The sequence below is a fragment of the Rhizobium sp. WSM409 genome, assembly GCF_057653825.1.
On record NZ_CM172794.1, the window covers coordinates 2,734,748 to 2,760,921 of the forward strand.

General features: G+C 60.1%; 23 protein-coding genes, 1 tRNA gene and 1 pseudogene. 14 read left to right on the plus strand and 11 right to left on the minus strand.

Going from position 1 to position 26,174, the window contains the following annotated elements:
• Positions 1 to 138: 138 nt before the first annotated feature.
• The 3 genes from AC25BC_RS13765 (at position 139) to AC25BC_RS13775 (ending at position 5,008) form a co-directional block, all read left to right on the plus strand.
• Positions 139 to 3,129, plus strand: a complete 2,991-nt coding sequence (locus tag AC25BC_RS13765; protein WP_128438147.1) for a GTP pyrophosphokinase — start codon at positions 139 to 141, stop codon at positions 3,127 to 3,129.
• Positions 3,130 to 3,141: 12 nt separating this feature from the next.
• Positions 3,142 to 4,395 carry a hypothetical protein gene (locus AC25BC_RS13770; RefSeq protein ID WP_128438148.1) on the plus strand — a complete coding sequence of 418 codons (1,254 nt, stop codon included), beginning with the start codon at positions 3,142 to 3,144 and terminating at the stop codon, positions 4,393 to 4,395.
• 67 nt (positions 4,396 to 4,462) lie between these two features.
• Positions 4,463 to 5,008 carry a hypothetical protein gene (locus AC25BC_RS13775; RefSeq protein ID WP_128438149.1) on the plus strand — a complete coding sequence of 182 codons (546 nt, stop codon included), beginning with the start codon at positions 4,463 to 4,465 and terminating at the stop codon, positions 5,006 to 5,008.
• Between the two features lie 171 nt (positions 5,009 to 5,179).
• Here the strand turns inward: AC25BC_RS13775 and AC25BC_RS13780 are convergent, their stop codons facing one another.
• Together AC25BC_RS13780 and AC25BC_RS13785 are read right to left on the minus strand one after the other, a co-directional pair.
• Positions 5,180 to 7,018 (minus strand): AAA family ATPase, encoded by a 1,839-nt coding sequence (locus AC25BC_RS13780; RefSeq protein WP_245459792.1) that lies wholly within the window; start codon positions 7,016 to 7,018, stop codon positions 5,180 to 5,182.
• Between the two features lie 255 nt (positions 7,019 to 7,273).
• On the minus strand, positions 7,274 to 7,660 hold the full coding sequence (locus tag AC25BC_RS13785; protein WP_128438151.1) for a hypothetical protein: 387 nt from the start codon (positions 7,658 to 7,660) through the stop codon (positions 7,274 to 7,276).
• Positions 7,661 to 8,160: 500 nt separating this feature from the next.
• On the opposite strand from AC25BC_RS13785, the gene AC25BC_RS13790 reads away from it, so the two are divergent.
• The gene (locus AC25BC_RS13790) at positions 8,161 to 8,466 is read left to right on the plus strand and encodes a helix-turn-helix domain-containing protein (RefSeq protein ID WP_128438152.1); all 306 of its coding nucleotides are present in this window, start codon (positions 8,161 to 8,163) and stop codon (positions 8,464 to 8,466) included.
• 254 nt (positions 8,467 to 8,720) lie between these two features.
• On the opposite strand, the gene AC25BC_RS13795 is transcribed toward AC25BC_RS13790, so the two are convergent.
• The 4 genes and pseudogenes from AC25BC_RS13795 to AC25BC_RS13810 form a co-directional block, all read right to left on the minus strand.
• A tRNA-Lys gene (locus AC25BC_RS13795) sits at positions 8,721 to 8,796 on the minus strand.
• Positions 8,797 to 9,000: 204 nt separating this feature from the next.
• Complete coding sequence (locus tag AC25BC_RS13800) at positions 9,001 to 9,912, minus strand: PhzF family phenazine biosynthesis protein (protein WP_012758171.1); 912 nt, start codon at positions 9,910 to 9,912, stop codon at positions 9,001 to 9,003.
• A gap of 165 nt (positions 9,913 to 10,077) precedes the next feature.
• Entirely contained in the window at positions 10,078 to 10,851 is a 774-nt protein-coding gene (locus AC25BC_RS13805) for an NUDIX hydrolase (protein WP_012758172.1), read from the minus strand.
• A pseudogene (locus tag AC25BC_RS13810) lies at positions 10,848 to 11,956 on the minus strand (endonuclease/exonuclease/phosphatase family protein). Before AC25BC_RS13810 ends, AC25BC_RS13805 begins: the two are co-directional and overlap by 4 nt.
• A gap of 198 nt (positions 11,957 to 12,154) precedes the next feature.
• On the opposite strand from AC25BC_RS13810, the gene AC25BC_RS13815 reads away from it, so the two are divergent.
• Positions 12,155 to 12,517 (plus strand): DUF4189 domain-containing protein, encoded by a 363-nt coding sequence (locus tag AC25BC_RS13815; RefSeq protein WP_012758174.1) that lies wholly within the window; start codon positions 12,155 to 12,157, stop codon positions 12,515 to 12,517.
• 707 nt (positions 12,518 to 13,224) lie between these two features.
• Here AC25BC_RS13815 and AC25BC_RS13820 read toward each other — a convergent pair.
• From AC25BC_RS13820 to AC25BC_RS13835, 4 genes are all read right to left on the minus strand, one after another.
• Positions 13,225 to 14,244 carry an ABC transporter ATP-binding protein gene (locus AC25BC_RS13820; protein ID WP_012758175.1) on the minus strand — a complete coding sequence of 340 codons (1,020 nt, stop codon included), beginning with the start codon at positions 14,242 to 14,244 and terminating at the stop codon, positions 13,225 to 13,227.
• Complete coding sequence (locus AC25BC_RS13825) at positions 14,232 to 15,926, minus strand: ABC transporter permease (RefSeq protein WP_012758176.1); 1,695 nt, start codon at positions 15,924 to 15,926, stop codon at positions 14,232 to 14,234. Before AC25BC_RS13825 ends, AC25BC_RS13820 begins: the two co-directional genes overlap by 13 nt.
• A 7-nt stretch (positions 15,927 to 15,933) precedes the next feature.
• On the minus strand, positions 15,934 to 16,911 hold the full coding sequence (locus AC25BC_RS13830; RefSeq protein ID WP_012758177.1) for an ABC transporter substrate-binding protein: 978 nt from the start codon (positions 16,909 to 16,911) through the stop codon (positions 15,934 to 15,936).
• Positions 16,912 to 17,200: 289 nt separating this feature from the next.
• Positions 17,201 to 17,968, minus strand: coding sequence for an alpha/beta fold hydrolase (locus AC25BC_RS13835; protein ID WP_011652698.1), 768 nt, complete (start codon positions 17,966 to 17,968; stop codon positions 17,201 to 17,203).
• 228 nt (positions 17,969 to 18,196) lie between these two features.
• On the opposite strand from AC25BC_RS13835, the gene AC25BC_RS13840 reads away from it, so the two are divergent.
• From AC25BC_RS13840 to AC25BC_RS13850, 3 genes are all read left to right on the plus strand, one after another.
• A complete protein-coding gene (locus AC25BC_RS13840; RefSeq protein WP_012758178.1) occupies positions 18,197 to 18,667 on the plus strand; it encodes a MarR family winged helix-turn-helix transcriptional regulator in 471 nt (156 codons plus the stop codon).
• A 223-nt stretch (positions 18,668 to 18,890) separates the two neighbouring features.
• Positions 18,891 to 19,949, plus strand: a complete 1,059-nt coding sequence (locus AC25BC_RS13845; protein WP_012758179.1) for an aldo/keto reductase — start codon at positions 18,891 to 18,893, stop codon at positions 19,947 to 19,949.
• Positions 19,950 to 20,152: 203 nt separating this feature from the next.
• The gene (locus tag AC25BC_RS13850) at positions 20,153 to 21,196 is read left to right on the plus strand and encodes a DUF2278 family protein (RefSeq protein WP_113545162.1); all 1,044 of its coding nucleotides are present in this window, start codon (positions 20,153 to 20,155) and stop codon (positions 21,194 to 21,196) included.
• A gap of 38 nt (positions 21,197 to 21,234) precedes the next feature.
• Here the strand turns inward: AC25BC_RS13850 and AC25BC_RS13855 are convergent, their stop codons facing one another.
• A complete protein-coding gene (locus AC25BC_RS13855) occupies positions 21,235 to 22,455 on the minus strand; it encodes an aminotransferase-like domain-containing protein (protein WP_128438153.1) in 1,221 nt (406 codons plus the stop codon).
• Between the two features lie 387 nt (positions 22,456 to 22,842).
• Between AC25BC_RS13855 and AC25BC_RS13860 the strand changes: the two genes are divergently transcribed.
• The 6 genes from AC25BC_RS13860 (at position 22,843) to AC25BC_RS13885 (ending at position 26,136) form a co-directional block, all read left to right on the plus strand.
• Positions 22,843 to 23,943 carry a branched-chain amino acid aminotransferase gene (locus tag AC25BC_RS13860; protein WP_128438154.1) on the plus strand — a complete coding sequence of 367 codons (1,101 nt, stop codon included), beginning with the start codon at positions 22,843 to 22,845 and terminating at the stop codon, positions 23,941 to 23,943.
• 340 nt (positions 23,944 to 24,283) lie between these two features.
• The gene (locus AC25BC_RS13865; RefSeq protein ID WP_017961195.1) at positions 24,284 to 24,493 is read left to right on the plus strand and encodes an AbrB/MazE/SpoVT family DNA-binding domain-containing protein; all 210 of its coding nucleotides are present in this window, start codon (positions 24,284 to 24,286) and stop codon (positions 24,491 to 24,493) included.
• Positions 24,493 to 24,870: a type II toxin-antitoxin system VapC family toxin gene (locus AC25BC_RS13870; protein WP_128438155.1), complete on the plus strand. Its 378-nt coding sequence runs from the start codon at positions 24,493 to 24,495 to the stop codon at positions 24,868 to 24,870. Before AC25BC_RS13865 ends, AC25BC_RS13870 begins: the two co-directional genes overlap by 1 nt.
• Before the next feature lie 118 nt (positions 24,871 to 24,988).
• Positions 24,989 to 25,240 (plus strand): ribbon-helix-helix domain-containing protein, encoded by a 252-nt coding sequence (locus AC25BC_RS13875; RefSeq protein WP_064652251.1) that lies wholly within the window; start codon positions 24,989 to 24,991, stop codon positions 25,238 to 25,240.
• The gene (locus AC25BC_RS13880; protein WP_011652706.1) at positions 25,224 to 25,559 is read left to right on the plus strand and encodes a type II toxin-antitoxin system RelE/ParE family toxin; all 336 of its coding nucleotides are present in this window, start codon (positions 25,224 to 25,226) and stop codon (positions 25,557 to 25,559) included. Before AC25BC_RS13875 ends, AC25BC_RS13880 begins: the two co-directional genes overlap by 17 nt.
• On the plus strand, positions 25,549 to 26,136 hold the full coding sequence (locus tag AC25BC_RS13885) for a class I SAM-dependent methyltransferase (protein WP_128438156.1): 588 nt from the start codon (positions 25,549 to 25,551) through the stop codon (positions 26,134 to 26,136). Before AC25BC_RS13880 ends, AC25BC_RS13885 begins: the two co-directional genes overlap by 11 nt.
• Positions 26,137 to 26,174 lie beyond the last annotated feature (38 nt).

Genomic DNA, 26,174 nt, shown 5'->3' on the forward strand with positions numbered 1-26,174 from the left:
GACGAATTACGGACGATCACGGAGCACCCGCTCTTAACCCTCCGCAAAGTTGTGAGCAAGCAATACGGCCCGATTGAAGAGTGTGGCGCGCAGCCCGGCTGACCTGTATGAAAAGGCTATAGAACTCAAGGTCTTGCTATGAACATCGACGAATACGAACGCTCATACTTCGGCCGGTATCTATCCTTTGCAGAGACCGTGCGTCACCTACTCGAGAGCGCCATCGGGGCAGCGGGCGACCTGCCTCGGCCACAGTCCATCCAAGCGCGTGCGAAAACGCCGGCAAGCCTTCGAAAGCGCCTGGAAGAGACCGGCAGTCTGGAAGCTGCCGACGTCGCGTCCATCCGACGCGATCTCGCAGGGGTCCGGCTGATCTTCTACACGAACAACGACGTGAATCGCTTCACGAACTCGAGCGTCGTCTTCGACAACTTCGACGTTGATCGCAAGGCGACCAAGGTTCATCACCCCGTGCAGGAAAACGGCGAGGTACGTTATCAGGCGATCCACTATACGGTCTCGTTGAATGCGGCGCGCGCCGAACTTCCCGAGTACCGGATGTTTGCCGGAATGCGCTGCGAGATCCAAATACAGACCATCCTGATCCACGCCTGGGCGGAGACGTCGCACGACATCGTCTACAAGGCCGACAATCGCGAAGGATTCGGCAACGAAGCGCTTCAGCAGATCAGGAAGCGCTTCAATCGGATCATGGACAAGTATCTCGTTCCTGCGGGCTACGAGTTCCAACGCGTCCAACAGGACTACGAGCGGCTTACCGCCGGAAAGCAGCTATTCGATCAGGACGTGCTCGAATCCCTGAAGACGGCCGAGGACAACAATCGACGCTACGAACTCGTCCAATCCCTCTCCGACGATCTCCTTCCTTTGTACGACGACATAACTTCGATCTTCCCTGAGATCCTGGACGTGCTCGTCGACGCGACAGAAGAAGCCCGGACAACCCCGCCAAAGGCCCTCGAAACGCCGTTTGCTTCGTTCGAGGGCTACGATAGCCAACAGATCATCGACAAGGTGATAGACCTCATCGATCAGTACAAGTACGCCTCCGTCGAAAACTCCTTTCTTGCATTGAAGCGTATCTTTCCTCGGGAAACCGATGAGCGACGCCGGACGCGGATCGTCGAAATCGTCGGACGGCTGGCTGGATATCACCTCGGAGCCTGGGAGCAAGTCGGCCCCGGAATTCAATATCGCCTCGCCGACGTCGTCGGCGAACCGAACGCCGTCGCCACGGATGTCCGGCCCCTAGTCGTAGAGGTGTGGAAAAGCCTTCTCGACGGCGAGGCCACTTCGACGACGTGGTCGGCGGATTCCGTGTCGCTGAACTCGGGCGAAGTGCCCGTGGCCCAGGTGCGCGAACTCCGACAACGAGCCTTGTCCGCGCTCTTCACTCTCTTCGACAGCGCCGAGAACGACCGTGATCGACGAGAAGTCTTCCATGCGTTGCAGAATGCCACCCGATCGGGCTGGAACGGACCCGGCGCGGAATTCGTGCAGCAAAGTCTGGCCGACAATCTCAGGATAGCCGAGTTCTTCGCGGGCCGGGCCGATCATCTGTCGTACGAGCTTCGGGAAACCATAGAGCACGCCGCGCTCTACGACTTCTATCGCGCGTCTGAACTGCTGGCCGCCGAGGCTGACCCTTTCGAATGCCGAACCCAGGCTGCTGCGTTGAAGAGCGCCATCCTTGTGTTGCGGGACCGTTTCAACGCGGACCAAACCTACGAACGATACAAGGTGCTCGTGGGCTTCGAAGGCGTCATGCCATGGCAATGGGACGATCGCGAATATGATCACGAGCGCGTCGAGACCTATAGGGACGAGCAACTGGAGTTGATGCTGGCAGAAGCCGGTCCGAAGACGCAGACCGACTGGCTCGCGTTCCTCGAGCGCTGCGCGGCAACTAGGTCGAACGACGGCGCGACGTTCCCCAGACTGGTTGCCTTTCTTGACCGCCTGTCGCAACGGTCGCCGAGCATCTCAGGTTTCATGCTGGACAACTGCAACGGTGATTTGTTGCGATTCCTTGCACCGTTCCTCAACGGACTGTTCAAGGCGGATGATCAAACGGTCTACCGACGAATCCTTGAGCGCTTCCTATCAGAACGCGGGCAGCTCTGGTCTTTAGCTGCGCACTGGAGCAGTTCCAAGCCGGACGATATCGACACGCTGACGCGTCTGCTGCACCGAGCTATCGAGGAGGACGATCGGGCTGCCATCGCCGAATGCATGCTTTTCGCCATGCGGAACTTCCCCGATGGAACGCCCTCCCACGACGATTTCTTCCGTCCTGCGATGCGCCATCTCATCGCCGCGAGCGATCCTCGGTGGGTGAGGATCTCGTTCATGCCGCACAGGACGCGGTTCTTCCAAGAACTCGAACGAGGCGATGCAGAACTGATCCTCGACAACCTCCTCGAGTCCCCGGAAGTGACACATGAAGTCGACCGCGTCCTCTCCTATGTGGGGGAGACGCATTTGGATTGCGTGTGGGACTACCTTGGTCGTCGGCTCGACCACCCGAAGGAAGGAATAGAGGGATCGCGATACCAGGCGGCTCCTCACCGCCTTAATCGCCTTGTCGTCACACTCTCTTCCGACGCGGTACTCGCAGTCGCCAAGGTCCGAGGGTGGTTCGGCAAGAGATCCACCTTGTTCAGCTACTATGGCGGCCGGGTGCTAAAGGCCGCTTTCCCCAAGGTGACGGAAGCATTCGCGGCGGCTCTTTTGTCCGAGGTCGCAAAGGGGCGACTCGAGGATGCGAAGTTCGTCGTCGCCGTGATGCAAAACTACCGCGGAGAAGCAGAGACCCATCAGGTGCTTAAGGAACTGCTCCGAAAGTTCCCGAACGACGAGAACGTCGAGGACGGCGTCGCGAGAAGCATTCGAAACAATGGCGTGGTCCACGGAGAGTTCGGTTTCGTTGAAAGTTTCAGGAACAAGAAGGCTCTTCTCGAACCCTGGCTGTCGGAGGATGAGACTGTCGCGCGGTTCGCCAGGCAGCAGTTGGCGGAGATGGACCGCGAAATTCTTTCCGAAAAGCGCCAGGCTGACGCGAGAAGGGCGTTGCGAGAGATCGAATATGCTGACGATGACGAGGACTGACCGGTGGCGAGCATGACCCTCAAGGGGAGGAAACTTGACCGGATCGGTGACCTCGGCGAAGGCGAATTCAGGACCCTGTGCAGGAAGGCGAGGCTTCATTGCAGCAAGGTCGATCCCGATCGGACAGGGAAGGACTTCGTCGTCGAATTTCAGCTTGCGAAACCCGGCGGCTTTGTCTCGCTCTACAGGCGTCCTCCTCCCATCTCGATCGTCGTCCAGGTAAAGACGATTCTTGCGAAAAATTGCACGGCCCGGCTGTCTTTGTCGGTCGCCGAACGCCTCGCAAAGGACACCCGGCCGGCCGCCGTCGCAATACTGCGGATCGACGAGCAGGACGAGATCGTCGATCTCCACCTTGTCCACCTGATCGACGGGCCGCTTGGTCGCATTCTCAAGGCGCTCCGCCAGGCCTCGAAGTTGGATACTCCGCGGCTGCACGAGCGAACGATTTCCTTCAAGCTAGATCCTAGCGACCGCGTTCAGCGCAAGGCGCCGGACGTGTACGCTGCCTTCGCGGAATTCGCAGGAGGCGGCATGCTCGCCTACGCTGCCGAAAAGCGACGGCAACTAGAAGAGCTCGGATTCGAGCCCGATCACTATAACATGAAGTTCTCGCTACCACATGCCCCCGACGACATCGCCGAGAGTCTGCTTGGCTTGAAGTCACTCGAAGTCAGCGACGTCGCCATTACCGAGCGTCGGTTCAACATCGAGCTGCCTTGGGATACCATCAAAAACGCCACTATCGATTTTCTGCCGACCGCTCACCTCACAGGTTCGACGGTGATCCACAACTGCGCGGCCAACGAACCGCGCCGGGTGGTTCTTCAGTCGGACTTCACGGTCGTGCCCGAGAACATATTCGAAGGGGTGCCGCCGGCCCTCATGGCACGGACGCTGTACGGCGATTTCGTGATCAGGTCGAAGACCTGGGGCTTCGCTCAGGCTCAGGAATATGGCTCCGGTACTCGGCATACGCTGAAGGACTGGATAGGATTCATCGAACTGGGTCTGATCCTTGGAAAGTCCGAGTTCTCGCTGATGTTCGCCGCCGACGGTGCCCCCGGCACAATACAGTTCGACGTCTCGGAAACCGACATGGTGTTCGACACCAGACAGGAAGGAAGATTTCTCAAGATCCTTGAGCGTCTGCGGATGATCTCCGCCGCAGCCAGATGGACCGACAAGTTCGTTCAAAAACCCGGCGACTTCCTGACCGGCGAAACGAACTTAATGGACCTCCGTGCTGCGGCGACGTCGGTATAACGGGGGCGGAATCGTTAAAACCTGGAACGGCGATCCTTGCCGTCCCAGATGCGCGGAGGAGGAGCGGATGGCACGGGTCGGCTACGACAGTCTGGAAGGCATTCTGAGAGTGACAAATGCAGGCGAAAAGGAGCCGGATCAGTTCATTGTCGACGTGCTGACTTATCACGCGGCACTCGAAGTCGAGATGGACCAGCTCCTCGCGAGACTTCTACCTAGGGCGGAGTGCCTCCGGACCGGTGGTATAGGCTTCAAGCAGAAAATCTCGATCATCAATGCAGCGTGGCCGGGCCTCCCAGGGGCCGGGGACCTGCTGGCCGATGTTCTTTCCAGGTTCAACGACCTGCGCAATGCTGTTGCACATGCGGATCAAAGACGGGGTATCGAGGCCATTTTCGGCGGTCTTGTAGCAGCATGCGCCCTGATCAATCCCCACCAAGGAGCTGACCCCTCCCCGTACGACATCGCCGTGAGCGTCTGCGCTTTCATTGGTGACGATCCCGGCGCCCAACAGGTATTGCGGATGGTCGACAAGTTCGACGACGTCATCAACCAGCGACTGCCGCGTAGCTTGGGTGTATCCCGGCTGTCAGATGATAACGGTTGCTCATAAAGCCGCGAAGAACAACGACATCCGTGGCATCCTTGGAATGACATTGCCGCGAAGGAATTCCGCGAGGCTACGCGAGTTTCCCGGATGGATCGGTCATCGCCCGCCTGGCCTACGTCTACAAGTGGTCTCCGGAAACCGACGCCGTGTTCCCGGCGCCGCAGTCCTGGGTGGCTAGGCCACGCTGTGCTTCGCATCTAAATGAATCCTGCGCTTGGTTAGAAGATCAGACGTCAACTGTAGCAGTGCTTCCCTCTTGCCCTGCAGTAGTGACTTCGCCTTCTCCCATTCCTCCAGAAGGATTCCGTCGACCTCCCTGGCCACTTCACCCGGCGCCCGAAAAAACTGATCAACGTGTTGGTGCTCGGCATAAAATCGTGGCACCCGCCCCATGCCCCAGCTTGCTACCATCAGTTTCGCAATTCCTGTTGCTGTTTCGAGGTCCGATCCGATTTGCCCGCCTGCACCGGTTGACTTGCTTCCAAACTCAACTTGTTCGGCAGCGAGCCCAGCGAGCGAAATCCTGATCTGGGCACGAACGGTTTCTTCGGTCGGAAGGAGTTGATCCCTCATGTCGTATCGGACCTGCCCTCCTGATTGCGTGACACGCCCCTCGAACATCGCGTCGGAGAGCTCGATCGTGACGCCCTCGACGAAATCGGACGAGAGGGCAACGAGTGCGTGCCCACACTCGTGGACCGCAATCCGCCTTAGAACCTCGCCTGAGATCGTCACCTTACATGGCATCCCGTTCTCGACGTCCATCTCGTCGATCTCGCGCCCTAGGGCGCGCGCCGAGCGTTTAATGGCGCGCCCAATTCGCTCGAGATCCGCTGGACTGAAGTCATCAAGCTGATCCGTCCAGCGACGGAGCCGGTCGGGGTGAATCCCGCCAAGATGATAGGAGAGGATATCCGCACGTTCCTGTCTGGTGGGCAAGTCTAGGAAGATTTGGCGTTCGAAACGACCTGATCGGAGGATTGCCGGGTCGAGATCATCAGGGCGGTTGGTAGCCCCCAGCAGGACGACGCCAGGCATCTCCTTGCTCGTAAGTTCGAGGAAGGTGTTGACGACCTGCGTCTCGTAATAAGCATGGTGGCTCCGGTGGCCGCGGTTTCCGATCGAATCCAATTCGTCGATGAATAGAACCGACCCCGGTTTCGAAGCCACCGCGCCATCGAAACTTGAGCGCATCGATTTCAACATGTCGCCAAGGTAACCTCCCCCGGCCGACTGCCAATGGCCGGCTGACGTTGCGATAAGCGTCAATCCAAGTTCGGCGGCCAGTGCACCCGCGCACATCGTCTTCCCAACGCCGGGCGGGCCAATAAGCAATGCGCCTCGATCCACGTCGGACCATTCAAGCTTACCAGCCGTCCATGCCGCAAAATCAGTCATGAGCTCCGACGCCAACGGGCGGACAGATGCGAAGCCGGGCAATGCACCAAGGCGCGGCCCTATCGAACGCGAATCCTTGGACGGCTTTACGATTTTGGTCATAAGCAGATCGAGCGACTGCCGACAAAGCAGCGCATCGATTACATCCCAACTCTCGTTGCAAAGCTTGCGCGCCGACTCTCCGTCAATCGTACTTCTACCGGTGAGCTTTCGAACCGCATGGACATGTCGAACGGTGGGATTGTTGACGTACAAGATCTCGTCCGCCGCCATTTTGACTTTATCGGAAAGGGCGTCGAAGCTGTCGGTGACCACGATAGTCTGTGCCAACGCGCGTAGGACGTCGAGATCCACCCGCCTCTTCGCCCCGGCCTCGATGCTGACGACTTGATGCCGAGAAGTCTCGGCGTTGAAGAATGCCTGCCGTTGACCCGATAGCAGGAGCTCCGCGGCACGATGGAACCGACCTATCCAATCCCTTTCAACAATGACGACGAGGATACCGGCGACGTTGCCTCGGAATTGAGGCGTATGCCGGAGTGTCTTACAGAGTACGAAATAAGCAAGCATCACGCCCGGCCGTTTGCGGAGTTCCTTAAAGGCGCTCCCGGTCATTCGATGTTTCATCGCGGCCTGCCCTCGCGCGCCGCGCCGAGCAGATGCCAGCCGTAGAAGATAGGCGCGAGCTCTGCCGCTTTCCCGTCAACAAGAATGTTCAAGATAGATTGAGCACGATTGCGTAGCCGATGCTGCAATTGTGGCGCTTGGCGAACTACGACGTACTGCGGAAGTAGTTTAGGAGCTTTCCTGAAGGCATCGCCCATCTTGCGAGAAGATCCTCTCGGGCGGTCGAGAGCAAAGTTGCCACGACTACCGATCATTTGTAAAACTCCAGGTACGCACAGCGTCATCGGCCAGAGGCGATGGTTCGCCAAGGCAATACCATTGCGTCAGCGAACGGGCCGCCTTTCCTTCTACTGAGATAAGTTCCAAGGGCGTGCTGAAGTCGAAGCAATTGGCGGGAGGGCCAACCGGCTTTCTGGGATCTCGAAAGCGACCGACGAGGATCGGACATACATATTTCTCGATCGTCCAGTCCTCAACCAATGTCACGATATCTGGATCGAGTTGCGGAATAGACCGCTCTTGCAGGAGCAATCGGAGATCGCTCGCCAAGTCCTTGTGAGCCCGTAGCCTCGAACCGATAGTGCGGAGCGAGGAATTACCGTCTGCCTCGCCAAATCTCAGAAGTTTCATGCGATCCGTCCCCCAAATTCGACCACTTTATGTTCGGGCAATTGGCCAGTGCCGTCCCGCGCGCCGAGCCAGTAAAAGCGGTTCCGGGTCCGAAGGAAGTTCTTACAGTGCGCATGAAAGGAAAAATCGCTCGTGGCAGGGGCGTGACCATCCGAGCGGCCGCCCACAGCGCAATTTACGCAACTGACTTTTCTGACGCTCAGACGCCAACTTTCAAGGATCGGTAAGGCCGCAACTGAAGCGGCTAAGTCTCCCACCTTTACGCGCTCAAGGTGGGAAGTGAGCCTCTTCAGACGAGCCGCTGGCGACGTGAAGTGAAATTCCATGATTCGTATCCCAGAATGGATTCAGAACGAGATGAAAGGATTCCCGATTACGAAAATCCACCATAAGCGACTTAAAGGCGCCATTGGCGTCTCAGTATGAGCAAAGAAACCTGGGCGTCAACATTTATTGCATGGGCATTTTACCGTGTCTCAAATCTGTGGTTATGAATCCTTATGCAGCACGTGCCACGCGCCATGTTAAAGATCGCTAGAGAATTCCTCGGCCTAAGTCAGGACGACGTAGAAGCTATCCTTGGAGTGTCGCGCAAAACCATTCAGCGAATCGAGCGAGGCGACGACGTGATCGTGCACTACATCGCCTCCATTCAGCGTTTCTATGAAGACCAGGGAATAGAGTTTGTCCCCCCCACCGACGACAGAGGGTGGGGGGTATTCAATGCTAACACGAAGGCTGATCCAGCAAAGTTGAATGCGCTGGAAAATATCCCGCCATCAAAACGCAGGAGAGCCGGAAGTTGATGGGAAATGCGGCGAACCGGAATCCGGCAACGAACATTAGTTGCCGCCGCGAGTCGCGATCTTAGCGGAGGATCGTGTCGGCAGCTCTGGTCAGCTTCTGCCTTAGCGCGGCCGCAGAGTTGACGATTTCAGCTCGGGAATTTTCCGGGACTCTTCGTTCTGGATCGCGATAAATCCCACCAATCCTGTTTCGTTTAACCAAAAAAGGGAATTGGCTAAACGGCTACTTCTCTGTTTTAAATCAGAGAGGTAGCTGGTGGGTGATGTAGGGCTCGAACCTACGACCCGCTGATTAAGAGTCAGCTGCTCTACCAACTGAGCTAATCACCCGTCCGCGCTTGGCTGCGCGGTGTGACGGGGCGTATAAACAGGATCGGCAGGCTTGTCCAGCACATAGGCAAAATTTCTTTGGTTAATCGCGAAGATTTTTCGGCATGGCTGAAATGCAGCGCACGATCCCGAAAGTCGGAATCGATTTTCGGAAAGGATTATGCGCGGATTCAAAGTGATAGATCGTTCTTAGCGCTGATCAAATCAAAGGTCGAGCGTGCCGCTGGCCAGCCGCACAGCCTGGCCGCCGATCCGCGCGTTGGAGATCGCCCCGCCGTCGACATCGATATGCAGGTGGATGAAGGACGGCCGGCCCATCTCGACGCCCTGCTCGATCATGATCGGGTGATGCCCGTCCGTCAGCCGGTCGAAATGGTGGATCGCGCCGGAGAGCGCGGCTGCCGCCGAGCCGGTGGCCGGATCTTCGACGATGCCCATGCCGCTTGCGAACATGCGTGCATGGAACTTTGCCACGTGGTTGATTCCACCGCGGCAATAGACATAGGCCGAGGCAAGCGCGCCATCGACGAAGGGCACGATCTTTTCCCAGAGCTGCGGATCGAATTCCACCCGCTGCGTGGCTCCGACATCGTGCACCGGAATGAGCAGGAAGGGAACGCCGGCGCTCCAGACCGACGGGACGTGATTTTCGAAGCCGATCTCGGTCACCTTCAGCGATAGCGCGTCGGCGATGCCGAGCTTGTCGAGCGGCATGATGGCCGGCTGCGATTTGCGCGGCAGGTCGAATTCGGCAAAGCTCGCCTCCCCCTCTCTCAGCCGCACGGCGCAGCGCACCGGCCCGACATTTTCCTCGAGCACCGAGACGAGATCGCGCGTCGCAGCACCATGCGCCCGTTCGGCCAGCGCCACCGCCGTGCCGACCGTCGGATGGCCGGCAAAGGGCAGTTCGCGCCCCGGCGTGAATATCCGGAGCCGCGCCGCGTAGGCGGGATTGGTCGAAGGCTGCACGAAAACCGTCTCGGAGAGATTGATCTCCCGGGTGATCGCCTGCATCGCCTCGTCGCTGAGATCGTCTCCGTCGAAGATCACCGCCAGCGGATTGCCCGCAAGCTTTCGATCGGTGAACACGTCATAGACGCTGTAGCTTCGCGCCACATCGGCCTCCTTGAATCGTCATCGCGCCGCCAACCTGCCCGACCACGCGAGCGAGTGCAAGGCGCTAAAACGCGTCACGTCAACCGGATTCACACGACGCGCTTTCGATCGTTACGTGATGCGTGTCGTTATCCCGAAACGCTACATGGCTTTGGGCGGCATAGATCAACTCCGCTCGGCCTTACCGAAATACCACTCGATCACAGGCAACATGGCGATGTTATAGGCATGGGCGGAGGGATCAGCCGAGCGGATCGCCACCGCGCCCGCGATCTCCTGGTCCTCGGCGACGAGCATATGCCGCTCGATCCGCTCGATCATCTCGTCCGCCGTCATGTCGAAGCGGAATAGCCGCAGCAGCGTCACCGTGCGCTTGTTATGAGTGGCGAACAGCCCCTCGCCCGCGACGGATTCGGCAAGATCGAGCCCGGTCTCCTCATGGACCTCGCGGCGCATGTTCGCCTCGATGTCGCAGCGCCCGTCGACGATATCCTCCGGCTCCAGCGAGCCGGCGGCGAAATAGACCTGGCCGGGATTGGCGGTATGGGCGCCCATGCGGATCGCCACCAGTGCGCCATCGGAGGTCTCGAGCACCGGATAGGCGAAGATGTGAATGCCGCCCTGACGCCGCGGCTGCCGGCGCCACCACATGAAGGCCGAAAAGGGAATGACGTGGCCCTCGCCGGCAATCCCGTCTTCACCGAGCGATACCAACCGCTGGAACACCATGCGCCCGTCGAATAGCGCCGGATTGGCAGCAGTCTCCCTGACCCAGTTCTCCCGGATCGCCGCTTCTTCGGCGGCGACGAGGGGATGGGGACCGGGCAGAATGCGCAGATCCACGCCGGCAATCGGGAAGACCGTCGCCTCCGGCGGCCAGCCGGCGAAATCATCGGAAAAATTGATGTTGGTGAAATTCGCGTTCAAATTTGCATTCATGGGAGATCCAGTGTCATGACGACGGGGCAGTGATCGGACGCCTTCGGCCTGTCCCAGCCAGTGCGCGGATAACGCTCCACCTCCTGCCCGGGCGGGAAGACGGTGCGGTAGGGCTGGCCGCTGCGGATGATTTCGGGCAGGCACCCGGCATTATGGGCGGCGAGTGCTGGCGAAAGCCAGAGATAGTCGAGTTGGCAAAGCCACTGCTCCTGTGGGCCCGCGCGTGATAGAGCGTCCAGCGGTCGAGGGGTTCGCGGCGGCGCACGACATTTTCGGCAAAGCCGTCGCTGCTGAAAACGTCGAGCGCGCTTGCGGTCTCGTTCTGATGTTCGAAGCGATAGCCGGTGCCCCGGCGGCCGATGACATCGACACGCTCCTGATAATCGTTCATGTCTCCGCAGATAGCGAAGCTCTTCGTGCCGGCTTGCTCCGCCCCGAAGCGATCCTCGATGATGCCGCGCACGGCGCGCGCCTCGGCGCGGCGGATCGGCATGGTCGATTGCCGCCCGTCCAACCCGTCGCGCGGATTGCCCATCGACTTGAAATGCACGACGTAGAGCGAAAACGGCCGTCCGCCGATCAGAAGGTCGAGCTCCAGGCAATCGCGCTTGAAGATCTTGTCGTCGATGCGGTTGGTGAGCGCCAGTTCCTCGTCGAAGAGATCGAGATCGCGATAGGTCGTCATCGCGTGGCTTCTGATATCCCTGAGCTCGATCTTCTGGCCATCGCGCGTTTCCTCGCGCATCAGCACGGCAACATCAATGCCGCGGCTGTCATTGCCCTCGACCAGGTATTTCTGGCGGTAGCCGTTTCCGACCATGCGGAAGAGATAGCCGTATTCGAAGGCCTGAAGGGCAGCCATGTTGTCGATTTCCTGCAGGCAGAGGATATCGGCGTCAGCGTCGGCGATCGCAAGGGCCGACATCTGCCGCGTGTCGTCGGTCGCGGCAATCACCCGCGCCTGCTCAAGCTGCTGATAGACACCCTCGCTCGACACCTGGAAAAGCTTGATGACCCGGTCCTGGCGCAGCTGGTTGCGGAAGCCGGTGAAATCGAAACGGGTGAGAAGATTTTCGACATTGAAGGTGGCGAGGCGAAGCGACATGGGAAGGATCCGGTTGCGGGCAGTACCTTATCCGGCAATAGCCGCGGGAAAAGATGGCAGGGTGAAGAAATATGCGAATAATCACTCCTCCTGGATCCCCAGAGGCGATTGCTTGTGACTTGGGCGGCAGACATTCCGCCGCAAGCCTCGGATAGTTCTGCTCAGAGGATAATCGCCGTTCCGGCGCGGGGGCATTTCATGAAGCGGGTTCTTGCATCGTTTGCGGTTCTGACGTCCCTCGCCGGCGCGGCCCTTGCCGACACCTATGGCGCCATCGCCTACTCGCCGTCGACCAGCGCCATCGGCTGGTCCTATGCTCATGCCAACCGCGGCGACGCCGAAACCGTTGCCCGGCGCAACTGCGACAGCAGCGCCAACGATTGTCGCATCGCTATCTGGTTCCGAAACGGCTGTGGCGCGGTGGCCGTCGGCCATCGCAGCGGCTGGGGCTCCGGCTGGGGTTATGATGGCCGCGAGGCCCAGCGCCAGGCGATCCGCAGCTGCAGAAAGCAAACCGGCAGCTGCCACGTCATCCGCTGGCAATGTTCCGGCAGCGAATGATACGGCTAAACCACAAGGCGATGCATGCCGGCGAACTGGCAATCGAAATTCCAGTTTTAAGCGCTTTTTAAGCGGGCGGCTTCTTCATCTCGGACAAGGCTGTTTTCTCGACGCCGGAAAACCGGAGCGACCGACCGACAGGCCGAATGAGGCAAAAGGCTTGACGAAGACCCGCCGTTTACCCGGGCAAGCCCGGAGGCGAGACGATCAAGCGAACCGACTGCCTAGACGCATTACTTAACGGCGTTGGCTTCAGATCCCGCCGGGCGGGCTTGAGGTGGCGCCATCGTGAGGTTGGCTATGCCCACCATCAGAACTGCTCGACGAACTCCCGTTGCTCGAACCGCCATGTAATTCACTTGGCCTAAAAGTTCGGGTTTTTCATCCGTCGCCCCGTTTCTGCCGCTCTAAAGATGGGCATCCCTGAAGAACGCTCGCGGCACTTAAAAGAACAGCTGAAAGCACGAAAACGGATCGGATACGCCTTACTTGAATTGGCATGCGAGTATGGTCCCTCAATAAATGATTGTCGCGCGGGCTTTACTTGACCCATCGCGCGCGTAGTGATTTAGCCGTTTGCTTCCATCACGGATTACTAGACCGAAGATATTCAACTTTTTGGCGATTCGAAAGAAGGCACCGGCGACTTCAACCTCATATCGTCGGGCTTCGATTGGTGTCACCGTAGAAGTCTAGCCCCGCCTTCCTCAAAGCCGCCAGCCGGCGCGGATGACGACGCGCACCGTCTCGCCAGGCACGACAGCCACGCGGCTGAAGGCGCGCAGTGTCTGGCTGTTGCCGAGCGTCAGTTTCACAGCATAACGCTCGCCCTCGAAGAGTACGGATTCGACAGTTGCTGGAGCCCCCTCGCCGCCGATGACCACATCTTCCGGCCGCACCAGAACATCGGCGTCATCGCTATTGGCAGCATGAAGCGCATCCTGAAGCTCGTCCCACTCCAGATGGCGTTCACGGCCCATGAGCGGCAGCGTGAGAATGGCCCCTCGCCCGATGAGCCCACCGACGATGCGCCCTTCCGGCCGTGCATAGATTTCCGCCGGCGGCGCCACCTGCAGCAGCCGCCCTTCCGACATGACGGCGACGTCGGTCGCGAGCGCCATCGCCTCGCTCTGGTCGTGGGTAACATAGATCATCGTCGCGCCCGAGCGCTGGTGGAACTCGCGAAAAGTCTCCTCCATCTCCTGTTTCAGGTGCCGGTCGAGATTGGCAAGCGGCTCGTCGAGCAGCACGACGTCGGGCGATGTCACCAGGCAGCGGGCGAGCGCCACGCGCTGGCGCTGGCCACCGGAAAGATCGGCCGGACGTCGTTCGGCGTAGTCGGCGAGCCTGACGGTGCCGAGCGCGTCGCGCACCTTCGCCCGGTAGGCTTCACCCGAGATGCCGCGCACTTTGAGAGGATAGCCGACATTGTCGGCAACACTCATATGCGGCCACAGCGCGTAGGACTGAAAGACCATCGCCATGTTGCGCCTTTCCGGCGGCAGCGACTGCGCGGCATCGGCAAGCAATCTCTCGCCGAGATGGATCGAGCCGTCGCTCGGCGTCTCGAAACCGGCGATCATCCGCAGCACTGTCGTCTTGCCGCAACCGGAAGGCCCGAGCAACGCCAGGAAGCCGCCCTCGCGCACATCGAGCGAAAAACCGCTGACTGCGGCGCGCCCGGTGCCGAAGTCCTTGCCGAGCTGGTTGAGGATCAGCCTCGCCATGGGATCACTCCTTTCGGCAGTCGTTTCGCCAGAAGTTCGAGCAGCAGCATCAGCACGACGACCATGAGCACGACGAGCACCGAGAGTGCCGAAGCAAGGTCCGAGCTGCCGCTATCATCGAGATTGTAGATGGCGACGCCGAGCGTCTGGGTGCCGGCCGACCAGAGCAGCGCCGAGATCGTCAGCTCGTTGCAGGCAATCAGAAAGACAAGAATAACGGAGGCGCCGGCGGCCGGCGCAATCAGCGGCACGATGATATCGGCAAGCCGGCGGAAGAAGCCGGCGCCGGAAAGCCGCGCCGCCTCTTCGAGAGCCGGATCGAGCTGGTGGAAGGCGCTGACCACGGGTTTCAGGCTGACGGCGAAGAACGAGGAGAAATAGGCGATCAGGATGATCCAGATCGTGCCGTAGAGCGAGACGTGGAGGATCGGGATCGGTGCTGCGAACACCAGGATGAAGCAGACCGCCATGACGATGCCGGGCAGCGAATAGGGTATCTCGATCAGACTGGAGACGATGCGGGAAGCCGCATCCTTGCGCCGCGTCAGCGTGTAGGCTGCGAGCACTGTCGCCACAAGGAGACAAAGCGCGGTCGCGCCGGCGAGCGACAATGAATTGATGAAGGCGGTACGCGTCACCGCCTGCCGGAACAGGATCTCCTCAAAGGCATGCAGCGACATCGTCTTGAAAGTCAGCGGCACGCCATAGGCCGGCACCAGCGCGCCGGCGACAAGCGCGAAGAAGGGTGCTGCCAGCATGAAGAACAGGATCACCCAGAGCAGCGGTGTGAAAACAAGGCGCCAGGCGCCGAGTTCGAAGGCCGCACTCGCCCCGGATAGCCCGATGACGCGGTAGTCGCGGCCGCGCAGCGCCCGGTCCTGGATCATCAGCCCGACGACCGAGATGATGGCGATGATCACCGAGAGCACGGCGACATCACCGAAGGTGCGGCTGGTGAAAGCGGAGAACTTGGTGAAGATCAACGTCGGCAGCGTGAAGATCGAGGCCGGAATGCCGAGAATGGCGGGAATGCCGAAATTGCCGGTGCAGGAGACGAAGGAGATCGCCGCACCCGCGATGATGCCGGGCAGCGACAGCGGCAGGATGATATCGCGGAATACCCACAAGCTGGAGGCGCCGGAAAGCCGCGCGGCCTCGACGCCGTCGCGCGGCAGCGTCATCAGCCCGGCTCGGAGCGCCAGGTAGACCAGTGGCGCATGCTGCACGCCATAGAGCAGCGCGATGCCGCCTACCGAATAGAGTGGCTGCGGCGAGCCGAGTGGCGGGGCGATGTGCAGCGCCTTCAACAGCGGGCTGGAGGGGCCTGACATCTGCACCCAGGCAAGCGCCGTCACCTGCGGCGGGATCATCATCGGCAGCACGAAGAAGAAGCTGAGCGGCCCCTTGGCGCGGATATTGGTCAGCGTCAGCAGGAAGGCAAAGAGGCAGCCGATGACGAGCGAGATGATCGTGCCCAGAATGGCGGTGACGACGGTGTAATAGGTCGCCGACCAGAGCGACGCTTCGCCGAGAACCGTCATCACGCCGCCATCGGCGAAGGCCGCTATTCCGACCATGGCAAGGCGGGCGAGCGGCAGCACGCTGAGGATCAGGACGACAATGACGACAAAAGGAAACAGCCAGGCGGGCTGGCTGTTTCCGGTTTTGATGTATCCGTGCATGAAAGGATCAGTTCGAGCCGTAGATGCCCGAGAAGGTCTTGAGATCCTGATCGGTATTCTTCAATGCTTCGGCCGCCTTGATCGGCAGGACCTTGATGGTGTCGCGCGCCGGAAAGCCTTCTGGCAGCTTCATGCCGTTGCGGGCCGGGATGTAGCCGAGCTTCAGGAAGCCTTCCTGGCCCTTTTCGGAGAGCACGTAATCGACGAACTTCTTGGCGGCATCGGCATTTTTGCTGCTGGCGAGGATGCCGACCGGCTCGGTGACGGCCGAAACGCCTTCACTCGGGAAGACGAATTCGACGGGAGCGCCCTTGGCCTTCTCACGGATCGGCAGGTAGTCGACAACCACGCCATAAGCCTTTTCGCCCGAGGCGACGGACTTCAGCACCGCGCCGTTGCCGCCGGCAGCAATCGCGCCATTTTCCGCAAGCGACTTGTAAAAGTCCCAGCCGAGTCCCGGAACGACGGCAAGCGTCTGGGCGTGGATGAGGGCCGCACCCGAGGTAAGTGGGCTCGGCATGGTGACGAGGCCCTTGGCTTCCGGCTTGGTCAGGTCCTTCCAGCTCGCAGGCTTCATCGCGGCCGAAGTGTTATACATGATGCCGGTGGTGATCAGCTTGGTGGAGTAGTAGTAGCCGTCGGCGTCATAAAGGGCGGTGTCGTATTGCGCAGCTTCCGGCGACTTGTAGGCCAAGAGCTTGCCGTCTTCCTTGAGGCGCTCCAGCGTCACGACGTCGGCGATGAGGAGAATGTCGGCAACCGGGTTGCCGGCCTGGATCTCGGCCTGGAGTTTCGCCATGATCTTCGGCGTGCCGTCGCGCACCCAGTCGACCTTGATATCGGGATTGGCGGCCATGAAGCCGTCGACCGTCGCCTGCGCATCCTCGTTCGGCTGGCTGGTGTAGAGAACGAGGTTTGCGGCCGAAGCCGGAATGGCAAAGAGGCTCGCTGCGACAAGTGCTGCGGCAGAAACGATCGTTTTCATGGGAGGATCCTCGATTTCGATACCCCTCCCTTATTAGGGGTCGTTGACAGAGATGTGACAGGGCACGGCGGTTGGTCCACGCCCTGCGCCACAGCTTTCCCATCGACCAGTCGTGACCTCGCCACGCTCGCCTCGATCAGTTCACTGAGGATCAACTGCAGCAGATGGTTGACCAGCGGGGCCTGCCCCGCCGATACGTCGCGCAGGCAGAGCCGGTCATGGCCCGCGGACAAAACCTCCGCGGCGGCCGGCCACGGCGCTCACGCGCCTGGGCCCCTCGGATCGAGTACTACTTTGCAGCTTCTTCGATCAGTTCAGCCACCTTCTCGGGATGCGACACCATCACGACGTGGGAGGCGCCATCGACCACCACGGTCCGCTTGGAGCCTGCCCGCTCGGCCATAAAGCCAAGGGCTGCGGCCGGGATGTTCTTGTCGCCGGTGCCGTAGACAAACCACGACGGCAGCTTCTTCCAGGCGGGCTCGCCGGATTTTTCGGTCAGGGCAGCCTCGGTGACCGGACGTTGGGCAGCCGCCATCAAGGCCGCCTGTTCGGCCGGCACGTCGCTGGCGAACTGATCATGGAACTTGGCCTGATCGATATAGAGATCGACACCGCCGGCGCTGAGCTTCACCGGGGCCGCAAGCGCTCCGCTCAGCGTACCGCCCGGAAACTTGCCGGCGAGATCTGCGACCGATTCTCCGGCATCCGGCGCGAAGGCCGCGACATAGACCAGCGACCTGACGTTGTCGTGGCCGTTGGCCGCGGTCGAAATGACCTGGCCGCCATAGGAGTGACCGACAAGGACCACAGGGCCGGCGATGCTGCCAACCACGTCGGAGACATAGGCAGCGTCGTTAGAAACGCTGCGCAGCGGATTGGCGGCTGCCACGACAGAAAAACCGTCCTTGCGCAGGATTTCGACGACGCCGTTCCAGCTCGATGAATCGGCAAAGGCGCCATGGACGAGGACAACGGTCGGCTTGGCCGGTTGGGCAACGGCAGCACCGGAAAGAAGAGCCCCCGCCAGGGCGACGGCAGCAGCAAACTTGAACATTGGTCATTTCCTTTCATCGGTTGAGTTTCAAAGGAGCAATTGGGAGCCACAAGGGAATTCCCCTGCTTGCGCATCTATTGACGCAGCAAGCCTCTGCAGCTTTCCGTGTTGGCTTTATATTTTGTCAGCGATTTCTTTGTGCACGATCTAAATAGGTGGTCTCGTCTGCCGAGTCAATAGCTTGCAAACAGATCGCGCACAAATTATATTGAGATCAAGGAGAGCGTGATGAAAGACACCACATCAAATGATCTCATTGACGTGCCCAAGATCGATGAAATGCTTTGCTTTTCGATCTATTCGGCAAGCCACGCCTTTAACCAGCTTTACCGTCCCCTGCTCGACGAACTGGAACTTACCTATCCGCAATTCCTTGTCATGACCGCCTTGTGGGCGCGCGACGACCGCACGGTGAAGGATCTCGGCGAGACGCTTTTTCTCGACTCCAGCACCCTCACTCCGCTGCTGAAGCGGCTGGAAAATGTCGGTCTCGTCACCCGCAACCGAAATCCTGCCGATGAGCGCCAGGTGCTCTTGCGCCTGACGGAGAAGGGACTGGCCCTCAAGAGCCGTGCCTCCCATGTGTTCGACTGCATCGGCAAGGCTGTCGGTCTCGACGCCCAGGCTGTCAGCAAGATTCGGGACACGATCGCTTCGCTTCGCGACAATATTCACAAGAAGGACAAACACGAGAGCTGACGTGGCCTCCACCACGTCGACGCTGCGCCAAGACAATTTCCGTCGACAAGCCGATGACATATTGTACGATCTGCCGCTCGGCTCGGGTCGGCCATAGCCGCCGCATGGCCGGAAGATGCCGGCGCTCAGAATCTTGCCTAAGCCTCACGCAGCCGTGAACGCGCACCCATTGCCATCTCGGAGCGTTGAGGTACGTCAGTCTTGTTTAAAGGGAGGAGCTTCAATGGAATATCGTTTGCTCGGCCGTTCCGGCCTGAAGATTTCGACTTTGACCATGGGCACGATGACCTTCGGCGGCGTCGGTTGGGCGAAGATGGTCGGCGATCTCGGCGTCTCCGAGGCGAAAAAGATGATCGATATGTGCATCGATGCCGGCATCAACCTGATCGACACCGCCAACGCCTATTCATCAGGCGAATGCGAAAACATCATCGGTGACGTGCTCTCCGGCAAGCGGCCGCAGGGCGTGCTGCTCGCCACCAAGGCCCGCTTCAGCATGGGCGACGGCCCGAACGACCAGGGCCTGTCGCGCTACCACCTGATCCGCGAATGCGAGGCGAGCCTCAAGCGTCTGAAGACCGATGTCATCGACCTCTACCAGGTGCATGAATGGGACGGCCAGACGCCGCTGGAAGAGACGATGGAAGCCCTCGACACACTGATCAGGCAGGGCAAGGTGCGTTACGTCGGCTGCTCGAATTATTCCGGCTGGCACATCATGAAGGCGCTTGGGCTCGCCAACGAGCACAGGTACCAGCGCTTCGTCAGCCAGCAGATCCACTATACGCTGGAAGCCCGCGACGCCGAATACGAGTTGCTGCCGATCTCGATCGATCAGGGCCTCGGCGTGCTGGTCTGGAGCCCACTCGCCGGCGGCCTGCTCTCCGGCAAGCATCGCCGCAACCAGGCGGCCCCCGAAGGCACACGCCAGTTCGCCGGCTGGACCGAACCGCCGATCCGCGATGAGAACCGCCTTTGGAACATCGTCGAGACATTGGTCGCAATCGGCGACGAGCGCGGCGTTTCGGCGGCACAGGTGGCGCTCGCCTGGCTGATCGGCCGCAAGGCGGTGACCTCGGTCATCATCGGCGGCCGCACCGAAGCCCAGTTCCGCGACAACATCGCCGCCGCCGAGCTGAAACTCACGGACGCGGAACGCAAGCGCCTCGACGCGGTCAGCCTGCCGCCGGTGATCTATCCCTATTGGCACCAGCTGAACACGGTTAGCGACAGGCTTGGTGAAGCCGATCTCGAGCTTTTCGGTCCGCATCTCCAGCAATAGGCGATAGCGGATCAAGCATTGCACGGCGGAAGACAAAGCATGTCGCGCAAAAGTGTGCAGCGGTTTTGCGACCACGACATGCTCAAATCAAAGACCTAAAGTGTGGCAGGCGAATCTGAAGGATCGCGTCATACTTTAGCCGTCACAAAAGATGCACTTTCGCCGTGTTACCGTAAGATCCCGCCACCCCCGCGAGGTTCTCCATGCTGAAGAATTACAAGGTCCTGAAGGGTACGGCGAGCGCACTCGCCCTCGACGACGACAACGATCCCCATATCGAGATCCGCATCGAGGCGAACGGCGTCAGCTACCGCATCGCGCTCAACGTCCGCTCCAAGGAATCGCCGCACGACCTGCTCTACGCCAATATCGTCGATTTCAAGCACCCGGCGTTGACGGAGGCGCTCGAAGCCCTGCCGATGGGCCTGACCGATATCCGCAAGGAACGGCCGGAGCTTGCGATCGACTATGTCCGCGGCGGACTGATCGAACGCGAGGACATGAATGTCGCGCCCTTCCAGCTATCCGGCCCGAAGAACGACCTGCGCGATTTCATCGAGCCGATCGTCCAGGAGGGCATTGCCGATTCCGACGTGCATTTCTACGCCTTCGGCGAGGCCTGGGGGCCAGAGAACAACAAGCCGGACCAATATTTCGACTTCGAACCGGGCAACGGTATCCACGACATCCACATGAACCAGGGCGACGGCGGCAGCTTCAAGGCCACCAACGGGCCGAACCAGGACGGCGCGCTGCTCGTCCATTTCAACGATACCGATGAATGGGCGGCGATCTTCCTCTGCTTTCAGTCGCAGAACTGGAACACCGATGCGACGACCGGCCATCCGGTTTCCGACAGCCGTGGCGGCCAGGGCCGCGGCGAAGGCACACGCCGGCCGCAGCCGATCGTCGCCTCGTCGCTGCGCATCGTCGCCGCGCTGATCAACCCGGTCAACGGCGAAGGCGGCACCGAGGCCGAAACGGTGACGATCATCAACCGCTCCGACATGGAGGCATCGCTCGAAGGCTGGAAGCTGGAGGACGAAAACGGCAGGACCCAGACGCTGTCGGGATCGCTTAGCGCAGGCGAGCTGCGCACCATAGCGCTCGATGCCGCAGCCGGCGGCCCGCAGCTTGCCAACCGGGGCGGTGACATCATCCTGCGCAATGCCGACGGCGCCGTCGCCGATCGGGTCGGCTACGGCAAGAGCGAGACGGCGAACGAAGGCTGGACGACGATCTTCTGATCGGCGCCCTGCCCTTCCCAGCCGGCCGGGCGACTGGATCAGCTGCCGATCTCGGCCGAGATCAGTGCGCTCAGGCGGCCGATACCATCTTCGATCATCTGCTCGTTGGCGCAGGAGAAGCTGAGGCGGATGGTGTTGGCGCCGGAACCGTCGGCGAAGAAAGCCTTGCCGGGCACGAAGGCGACCTTGGCGGTTTCGAGCGATTTCGCCAGCAGCTTGGCGCCGTCCATGCCTTCCGGCAGCGTGATCCATATGAACATGCCGCCCTCCGGCTTCGTCCAGCTGGTGTCTTCAGGCATGTATTTATCGAGGGCTGTCAGCATACAGTCGCGGCGTTGGCTGTAGGCGGCCTTGATCTTGGCGACCTGCGCGTCGAAGCCGCGCTCGGCGACATCTGATATCGCCATCTGGTTGATCGTCGAAGAATGCAGGTCGGCCGCCTGCTTCATCAGCACGAGCTTGCGGATGACGGGCGCATTGGCGACGATGAAGCCGACGCGCAGGCCGGGCGCCAGCGTCTTCGAGAAGCTGCCGCAATAGATCGTGCGCGTATCGTTGATATGGCCCTTCTCGGCGATTTCGAGCGCCAGGATCGGCGGGATCGGATCGCCGTCGTAACGCAGCGACTGGTAGGCCGCATCCTCGATGACGGCGATGTCGAGATCTTCCGCCAGCGCCAGGACCTTCTTGCGGCCGTCAAGGTCGACGGTCTCGCCGGTCGGATTGGAGAAATCGGCGGAGAGATAGGCGAACTTCACCTTGCCGCCGGCAGCGGAAGCGGCCGCGCGGTAGGACTCGGGCGTCCGATTGCCATTCGGCGTCAGCTGATCGTAGGCCGGTTCATAGGCGTTGAAGGCCTGCAGCGCGCCGAGATAGGTCGGCCACGTCACGAGCGCGGTGTCATCAGGCGACAGGAAGAGCTTGCCGAGATAATCGAGGCCCTGCTGCGAACCGGACACGATGAAGACATTGTCGAGCTCGCAAGGGATGCCGAGAGCCGCCATCTGCCCGACCAGCCATTCGCGCAACGGCTTGTAGCCCTCGCTGACCGAATATTGCAGCGCCGAGTTAACGGCGGCGCCGTCGAAGATATCGGCATAGGCCTGCTTGAATTCCTGATCCGGAAACAACGCCGGATCCGGAATGCCGCCGGCAAAGGAGATGATGTCGGGCCGGTCGAGAAGCTTCAAGAGCTCACGAATCTCGGATGCGCGCATGCGCGACGAGCGCGACGCAAACATGGTGTCCCAGTTCAGCATGGGGTTTCCTCGTATTTTCTATACCGCCGACAAACCATGCCACAGAAATTATGTCAATAATACTGACCTATTTTGTTGTCATGGTGACAAGTTTGGAGGTCTTATATTCCAAAGCCTTGGTGGGAGATGAGCGAACGTCTCCGATAAGAATGAAATTTCCCGAACCAATCGAATCCGTTTGAGTGCCGCTGATGTTCAGGATTTCACTGGAGGCGGATGTCATCCAATATCGAAGGCGCTCAATCCGATTTTGCTGCTCGACGTCAGCTACATCAAGCGATTATTCCTCTGATCGATGCCGAAACCGGCTGATTCAGACCTTTCCAAGACCAGCCCGGCGGCAGTAGTGTCGGCGCCACTATTCAATATACTATCAAGGTGCCAGCAATGACCGCGACGACGACCTCTCCTGAAATCAAAATCGAATTGCACAAGTCTCCTGTCTCCGACGCCGACCGCATCCAGGCACTGGAGACGCCCGGCTTCGGCAAGGTCTTCACGGATCATATGGTCCTGGCACGATGGACTGCCGACAAGGGCTGGCACGATGCGAAGGTCACGCCGAGGCGCCCTCTGGATCTCGATCCTGCCAGCGCCGTGCTGCACTACGCTCAGGAAATCTTCGAGGGCATGAAAGCCTACAAGGCAGACGATGGACGGATTCTGCTCTTTCGGCCCGAAGAGAACGCCCGCCGCTTCGCGCAATCGGCGACCCGCATGGCTATGCCTCCTGTGCCCGAAGAACTGTTCCTGAAGGCGGTCGAAGAACTGGTCCGCGTTGACAAGGCCTGGATTCCATCCGGCGACGCCAGTCTCTACCTTCGCCCCTTCATGTTCGCCAACGAGGCGTTCCTGGGCGTTCGTCCGGCTCAGGAATATGTCTTCTGCATCATCGCCTCTCCGGTCGGCGCCTACTTCAAAGGCGGAGCGAAGGCGGTCTCCCTATGGGTCGAGACCGAATATACCCGTGCTGCCGCCGGCGGCACTGGTGCTGCAAAATGCGGCGGAAACTACGCAGCCAGCCTCGTGGCGCAAGCCGAGGCGGCAAAGAAGGATTGCGATCAGGTCGTCTTCCTAGACGCAGCAGAGCATCGCTGGGTCGAGGAACTCGGCGGCATGAACGTCTTCTTCGTGATGAATGACGGATCGGTGGTGACCCCGCCTCTTGGCGGCACGATCCTGCCGGGTATCACCCGTGCTTCGGTGATCGTGCTCGCTGGAGAAAAGGGCTTGCGCGTCGAGCAGCGTCCCTACTCCTTCGCGGAATGGCAGCAGGACGCAACCAGCGGCAAGCTCGTCGAAGCCTTCGCTTGCGGCACTGCCGCAGTCCTGGCGGGCATCGGCCTGGTTCGGCATGCGGGCGGCGAGTTTCTGGTCGGAGACGGACAGACCGGCAAGTTGACCAGCGAACTGCGCCAGCAGCTCGTCAGTCTGCAGAAAGGCGTAACGAACGATGAGCGCGGCTGGACGCGCCTTGTCCCGGCCTAAACTCCGCACGTTCCACACGAACGGCGGCGTTAACACCGACATGGTGGGGGCGCCGCTCTCCGCCTCGCCCGCCACGCCGCCGGGCTGGCGATCTATTCCGCCCTGGAGTTCGTTTCGATCTGCACGATACGATGTTCTTCGAGCCGACAGCCATTAAGCAATCCGCGGATCTCTTTCGAAACCGGGCGTCGCCTGGTTTTTTTTGTTGCCGAGTCAGCCGGAAAAACCATCGTCAACGTCCCATTTGGCGACCGGAATAGCATCAACGCCAAAAACGGTTCGCCCTTGACCGATGCCAAGTGAATTCTTACTATCTCCTAATCGATAGAGAAAGGTAAGAATGGCAACCGCAACCCTCTCTACAAAATTCCAGATCTCCATTCCCAAGGAAGTGCGCGAACAACAGCACTGGTCGGCGGGACAGGAATTCGTGTTCATACCCAAAGGCAAAGGCGTATTGCTGATGCCGGTCCCGACGCTTGCCGATCTTCGCGGCATCGCCGAAGGAGCGGACAAGAAAAACTACCGCGACCGGAACGACCGTTTCTGATGCGCGTGATCGACAGCTCCGCATGGATAGAATGGCTGACGAAAAGTGCTGCTGGAACCCGGCTGCAGGCTGGAATCCCGGAACGCGATCAATGCATCGTTCCGACGATCGTGCAGCTTGAGTTGTCCAAATGGCTGTCACGCGAAAAGGACGAGGAAGCCGTCGACAGCTTCATCGCTTACACCGCGACATGCATGGTTGTTTCTCTCGACACGACGCTTGCTCGCCGTGCTGCCGAAATATCGGCAACTCATAAACTCGCCACCGCCGATGCGATCATTTATGCAACCGCGGAGCGCCATGATGCCGATATCCTGACCTGCGACGCCCATTTCAAAGATCTCGAACGCGTCATCTATATCGATAAAAAAGACTGATCCGCATGTGACCCAAGCCCTCGACGGCGCGGCACAACGCTTCTATCACAAACTGGGAAATGATAATCTGGCATCTGGAATGGCTGAAAACCGGCATGTGCAGGCGGCACCGAATCCAATGGCGAAAATGACGATCTCGCTTCCGGATAATCTGGCGGAATACGTCGAAAACCGTGTCGCAAGCGGCAGATACAGCAGTGCCGGCGCTTTCCTGGCGGAGCTTATTCTGAAGGATCAGCTCCATCACAAGCTTGACGACGAAGAACTGCGCAACATTCTGAGACAGGCTGAGGAAAGCGGCCCGAGCGAGCGACGCATTCCCGACATCCTGTCGGAAACGAAGGCAAAGCTGCGTGACAACCACCTATAGGCTGACTCGAACCGCTTACTCCGTGCTATCAGGCATCGACGAATATGCTTGCCTCAATTTCGGCGAGGCGCAGGCAGACGCCTATCTTCTCGACTGGGACAGGATTTTCGTGCTTCTTTCGCATGCTCCCTCCATGGGAGAAGAATGCGACGAACTCGGCGCTGGCCTTCGCCGCCTCCTCCACATGCGTCACGTCGCCTTCTACCGGGTGACATCGGAAGGGATTGTCGTCATTGACATCATCGACGCCGACCGGCTCCCCGAAAGACATCTTCAATCCAACCGACGCCCACGATCGGCCGAACAGCATGCCTCTTGATTGCACCTCCGCCTTCTATGAGGAAAATGCCGAGACATACGCCAAGCGGGCGCGCAGCCTGCCGAAGCAGCAGGTCAATGCCTTCCTCGCCGGGCTTGTGCCGGGTGCGGCAATCCTCGAACTCGGCTGCGGCGGCGGACAGGACAGCACCTACATGCTGGCGCAGGGTTTCGACGTGACGCCGACGGATGGCTCGACCGAGCTTGCGAGACAGGCGGAAGTGCTGATCGGCCGGCCGGTCAGGGTCATGTTGTTTCAAGAACTCGACGCCGACAGCGCCTTCGACGGCGTCTGGGCGCAGGCAAGCCTTCTCCACGTCCCGAGGCCAGAGCTGCCCGATGTCTTCGCCCGCATCCGGCGCGCCCTGAGGACAGGCGGCATCATTCATGCGACCTTCAAGGCAGGCGATGTGGAAGGCCATGACGGCTTCGGGCGTTATTACAACTATCCCTCCGCCGAATGGCTTTCGGAGCTTTTGACGAAAGGCGGCTGGCGGAATATCGCCATTAGCGAAAGCGACGGCGGCGGCTACGACGGCAAGCCAACCCGCTGGCTGACCGTCAGCGCAGAACGGTAAAGGCCGGAGCTTTCGCCCCGGCCTTAAACTGCAACAGC

What these genes read in the sequence shown, in the direction of transcription:
- AC25BC_RS13840 (WP_012758178.1), top strand. Translation starts at nt 18,197, where the DNA reads ATGAAAGACACCACATCAAATGATCTCATTGACGTGCCCAAGATCGAT.
- AC25BC_RS13870 (WP_128438155.1), top strand. Translation starts at nt 24,493, where the DNA reads ATGCGCGTGATCGACAGCTCCGCATGGATAGAATGGCTGACGAAAAGT.
- AC25BC_RS13785 (WP_128438151.1), bottom strand. Translation starts at nt 7,660, where the DNA reads ATGAAACTTCTGAGATTTGGCGAGGCAGACGGTAATTCCTCGCTCCGC.
- AC25BC_RS13790 (WP_128438152.1), top strand. Translation starts at nt 8,161, where the DNA reads ATGCAGCACGTGCCACGCGCCATGTTAAAGATCGCTAGAGAATTCCTC.
- AC25BC_RS13850 (WP_113545162.1), top strand. Translation starts at nt 20,153, where the DNA reads ATGCTGAAGAATTACAAGGTCCTGAAGGGTACGGCGAGCGCACTCGCC.
- AC25BC_RS13825 (WP_012758176.1), bottom strand. Translation starts at nt 15,926, where the DNA reads ATGCACGGATACATCAAAACCGGAAACAGCCAGCCCGCCTGGCTGTTT.
- AC25BC_RS13780 (WP_245459792.1), bottom strand. Translation starts at nt 7,018, where the DNA reads ATGACCGGGAGCGCCTTTAAGGAACTCCGCAAACGGCCGGGCGTGATG.
- AC25BC_RS13830 (WP_012758177.1), bottom strand. Translation starts at nt 16,911, where the DNA reads ATGAAAACGATCGTTTCTGCCGCAGCACTTGTCGCAGCGAGCCTCTTT.
- AC25BC_RS13770 (WP_128438148.1), top strand. Translation starts at nt 3,142, where the DNA reads ATGACCCTCAAGGGGAGGAAACTTGACCGGATCGGTGACCTCGGCGAA.
- AC25BC_RS13815 (WP_012758174.1), top strand. Translation starts at nt 12,155, where the DNA reads ATGAAGCGGGTTCTTGCATCGTTTGCGGTTCTGACGTCCCTCGCCGGC.
- AC25BC_RS13875 (WP_064652251.1), top strand. Translation starts at nt 24,989, where the DNA reads ATGGCGAAAATGACGATCTCGCTTCCGGATAATCTGGCGGAATACGTC.
- AC25BC_RS13835 (WP_011652698.1), bottom strand. Translation starts at nt 17,968, where the DNA reads ATGTTCAAGTTTGCTGCTGCCGTCGCCCTGGCGGGGGCTCTTCTTTCC.
- AC25BC_RS13860 (WP_128438154.1), top strand. Translation starts at nt 22,843, where the DNA reads ATGACCGCGACGACGACCTCTCCTGAAATCAAAATCGAATTGCACAAG.
- AC25BC_RS13885 (WP_128438156.1), top strand. Translation starts at nt 25,549, where the DNA reads ATGCCTCTTGATTGCACCTCCGCCTTCTATGAGGAAAATGCCGAGACA.
- AC25BC_RS13845 (WP_012758179.1), top strand. Translation starts at nt 18,891, where the DNA reads ATGGAATATCGTTTGCTCGGCCGTTCCGGCCTGAAGATTTCGACTTTG.
- AC25BC_RS13855 (WP_128438153.1), bottom strand. Translation starts at nt 22,455, where the DNA reads ATGCTGAACTGGGACACCATGTTTGCGTCGCGCTCGTCGCGCATGCGC.
- AC25BC_RS13805 (WP_012758172.1), bottom strand. Translation starts at nt 10,851, where the DNA reads ATGAATGCAAATTTGAACGCGAATTTCACCAACATCAATTTTTCCGAT.
- AC25BC_RS13775 (WP_128438149.1), top strand. Translation starts at nt 4,463, where the DNA reads ATGGCACGGGTCGGCTACGACAGTCTGGAAGGCATTCTGAGAGTGACA.
- AC25BC_RS13765 (WP_128438147.1), top strand. Translation starts at nt 139, where the DNA reads ATGAACATCGACGAATACGAACGCTCATACTTCGGCCGGTATCTATCC.
- AC25BC_RS13865 (WP_017961195.1), top strand. Translation starts at nt 24,284, where the DNA reads ATGGCAACCGCAACCCTCTCTACAAAATTCCAGATCTCCATTCCCAAG.
- AC25BC_RS13820 (WP_012758175.1), bottom strand. Translation starts at nt 14,244, where the DNA reads ATGGCGAGGCTGATCCTCAACCAGCTCGGCAAGGACTTCGGCACCGGG.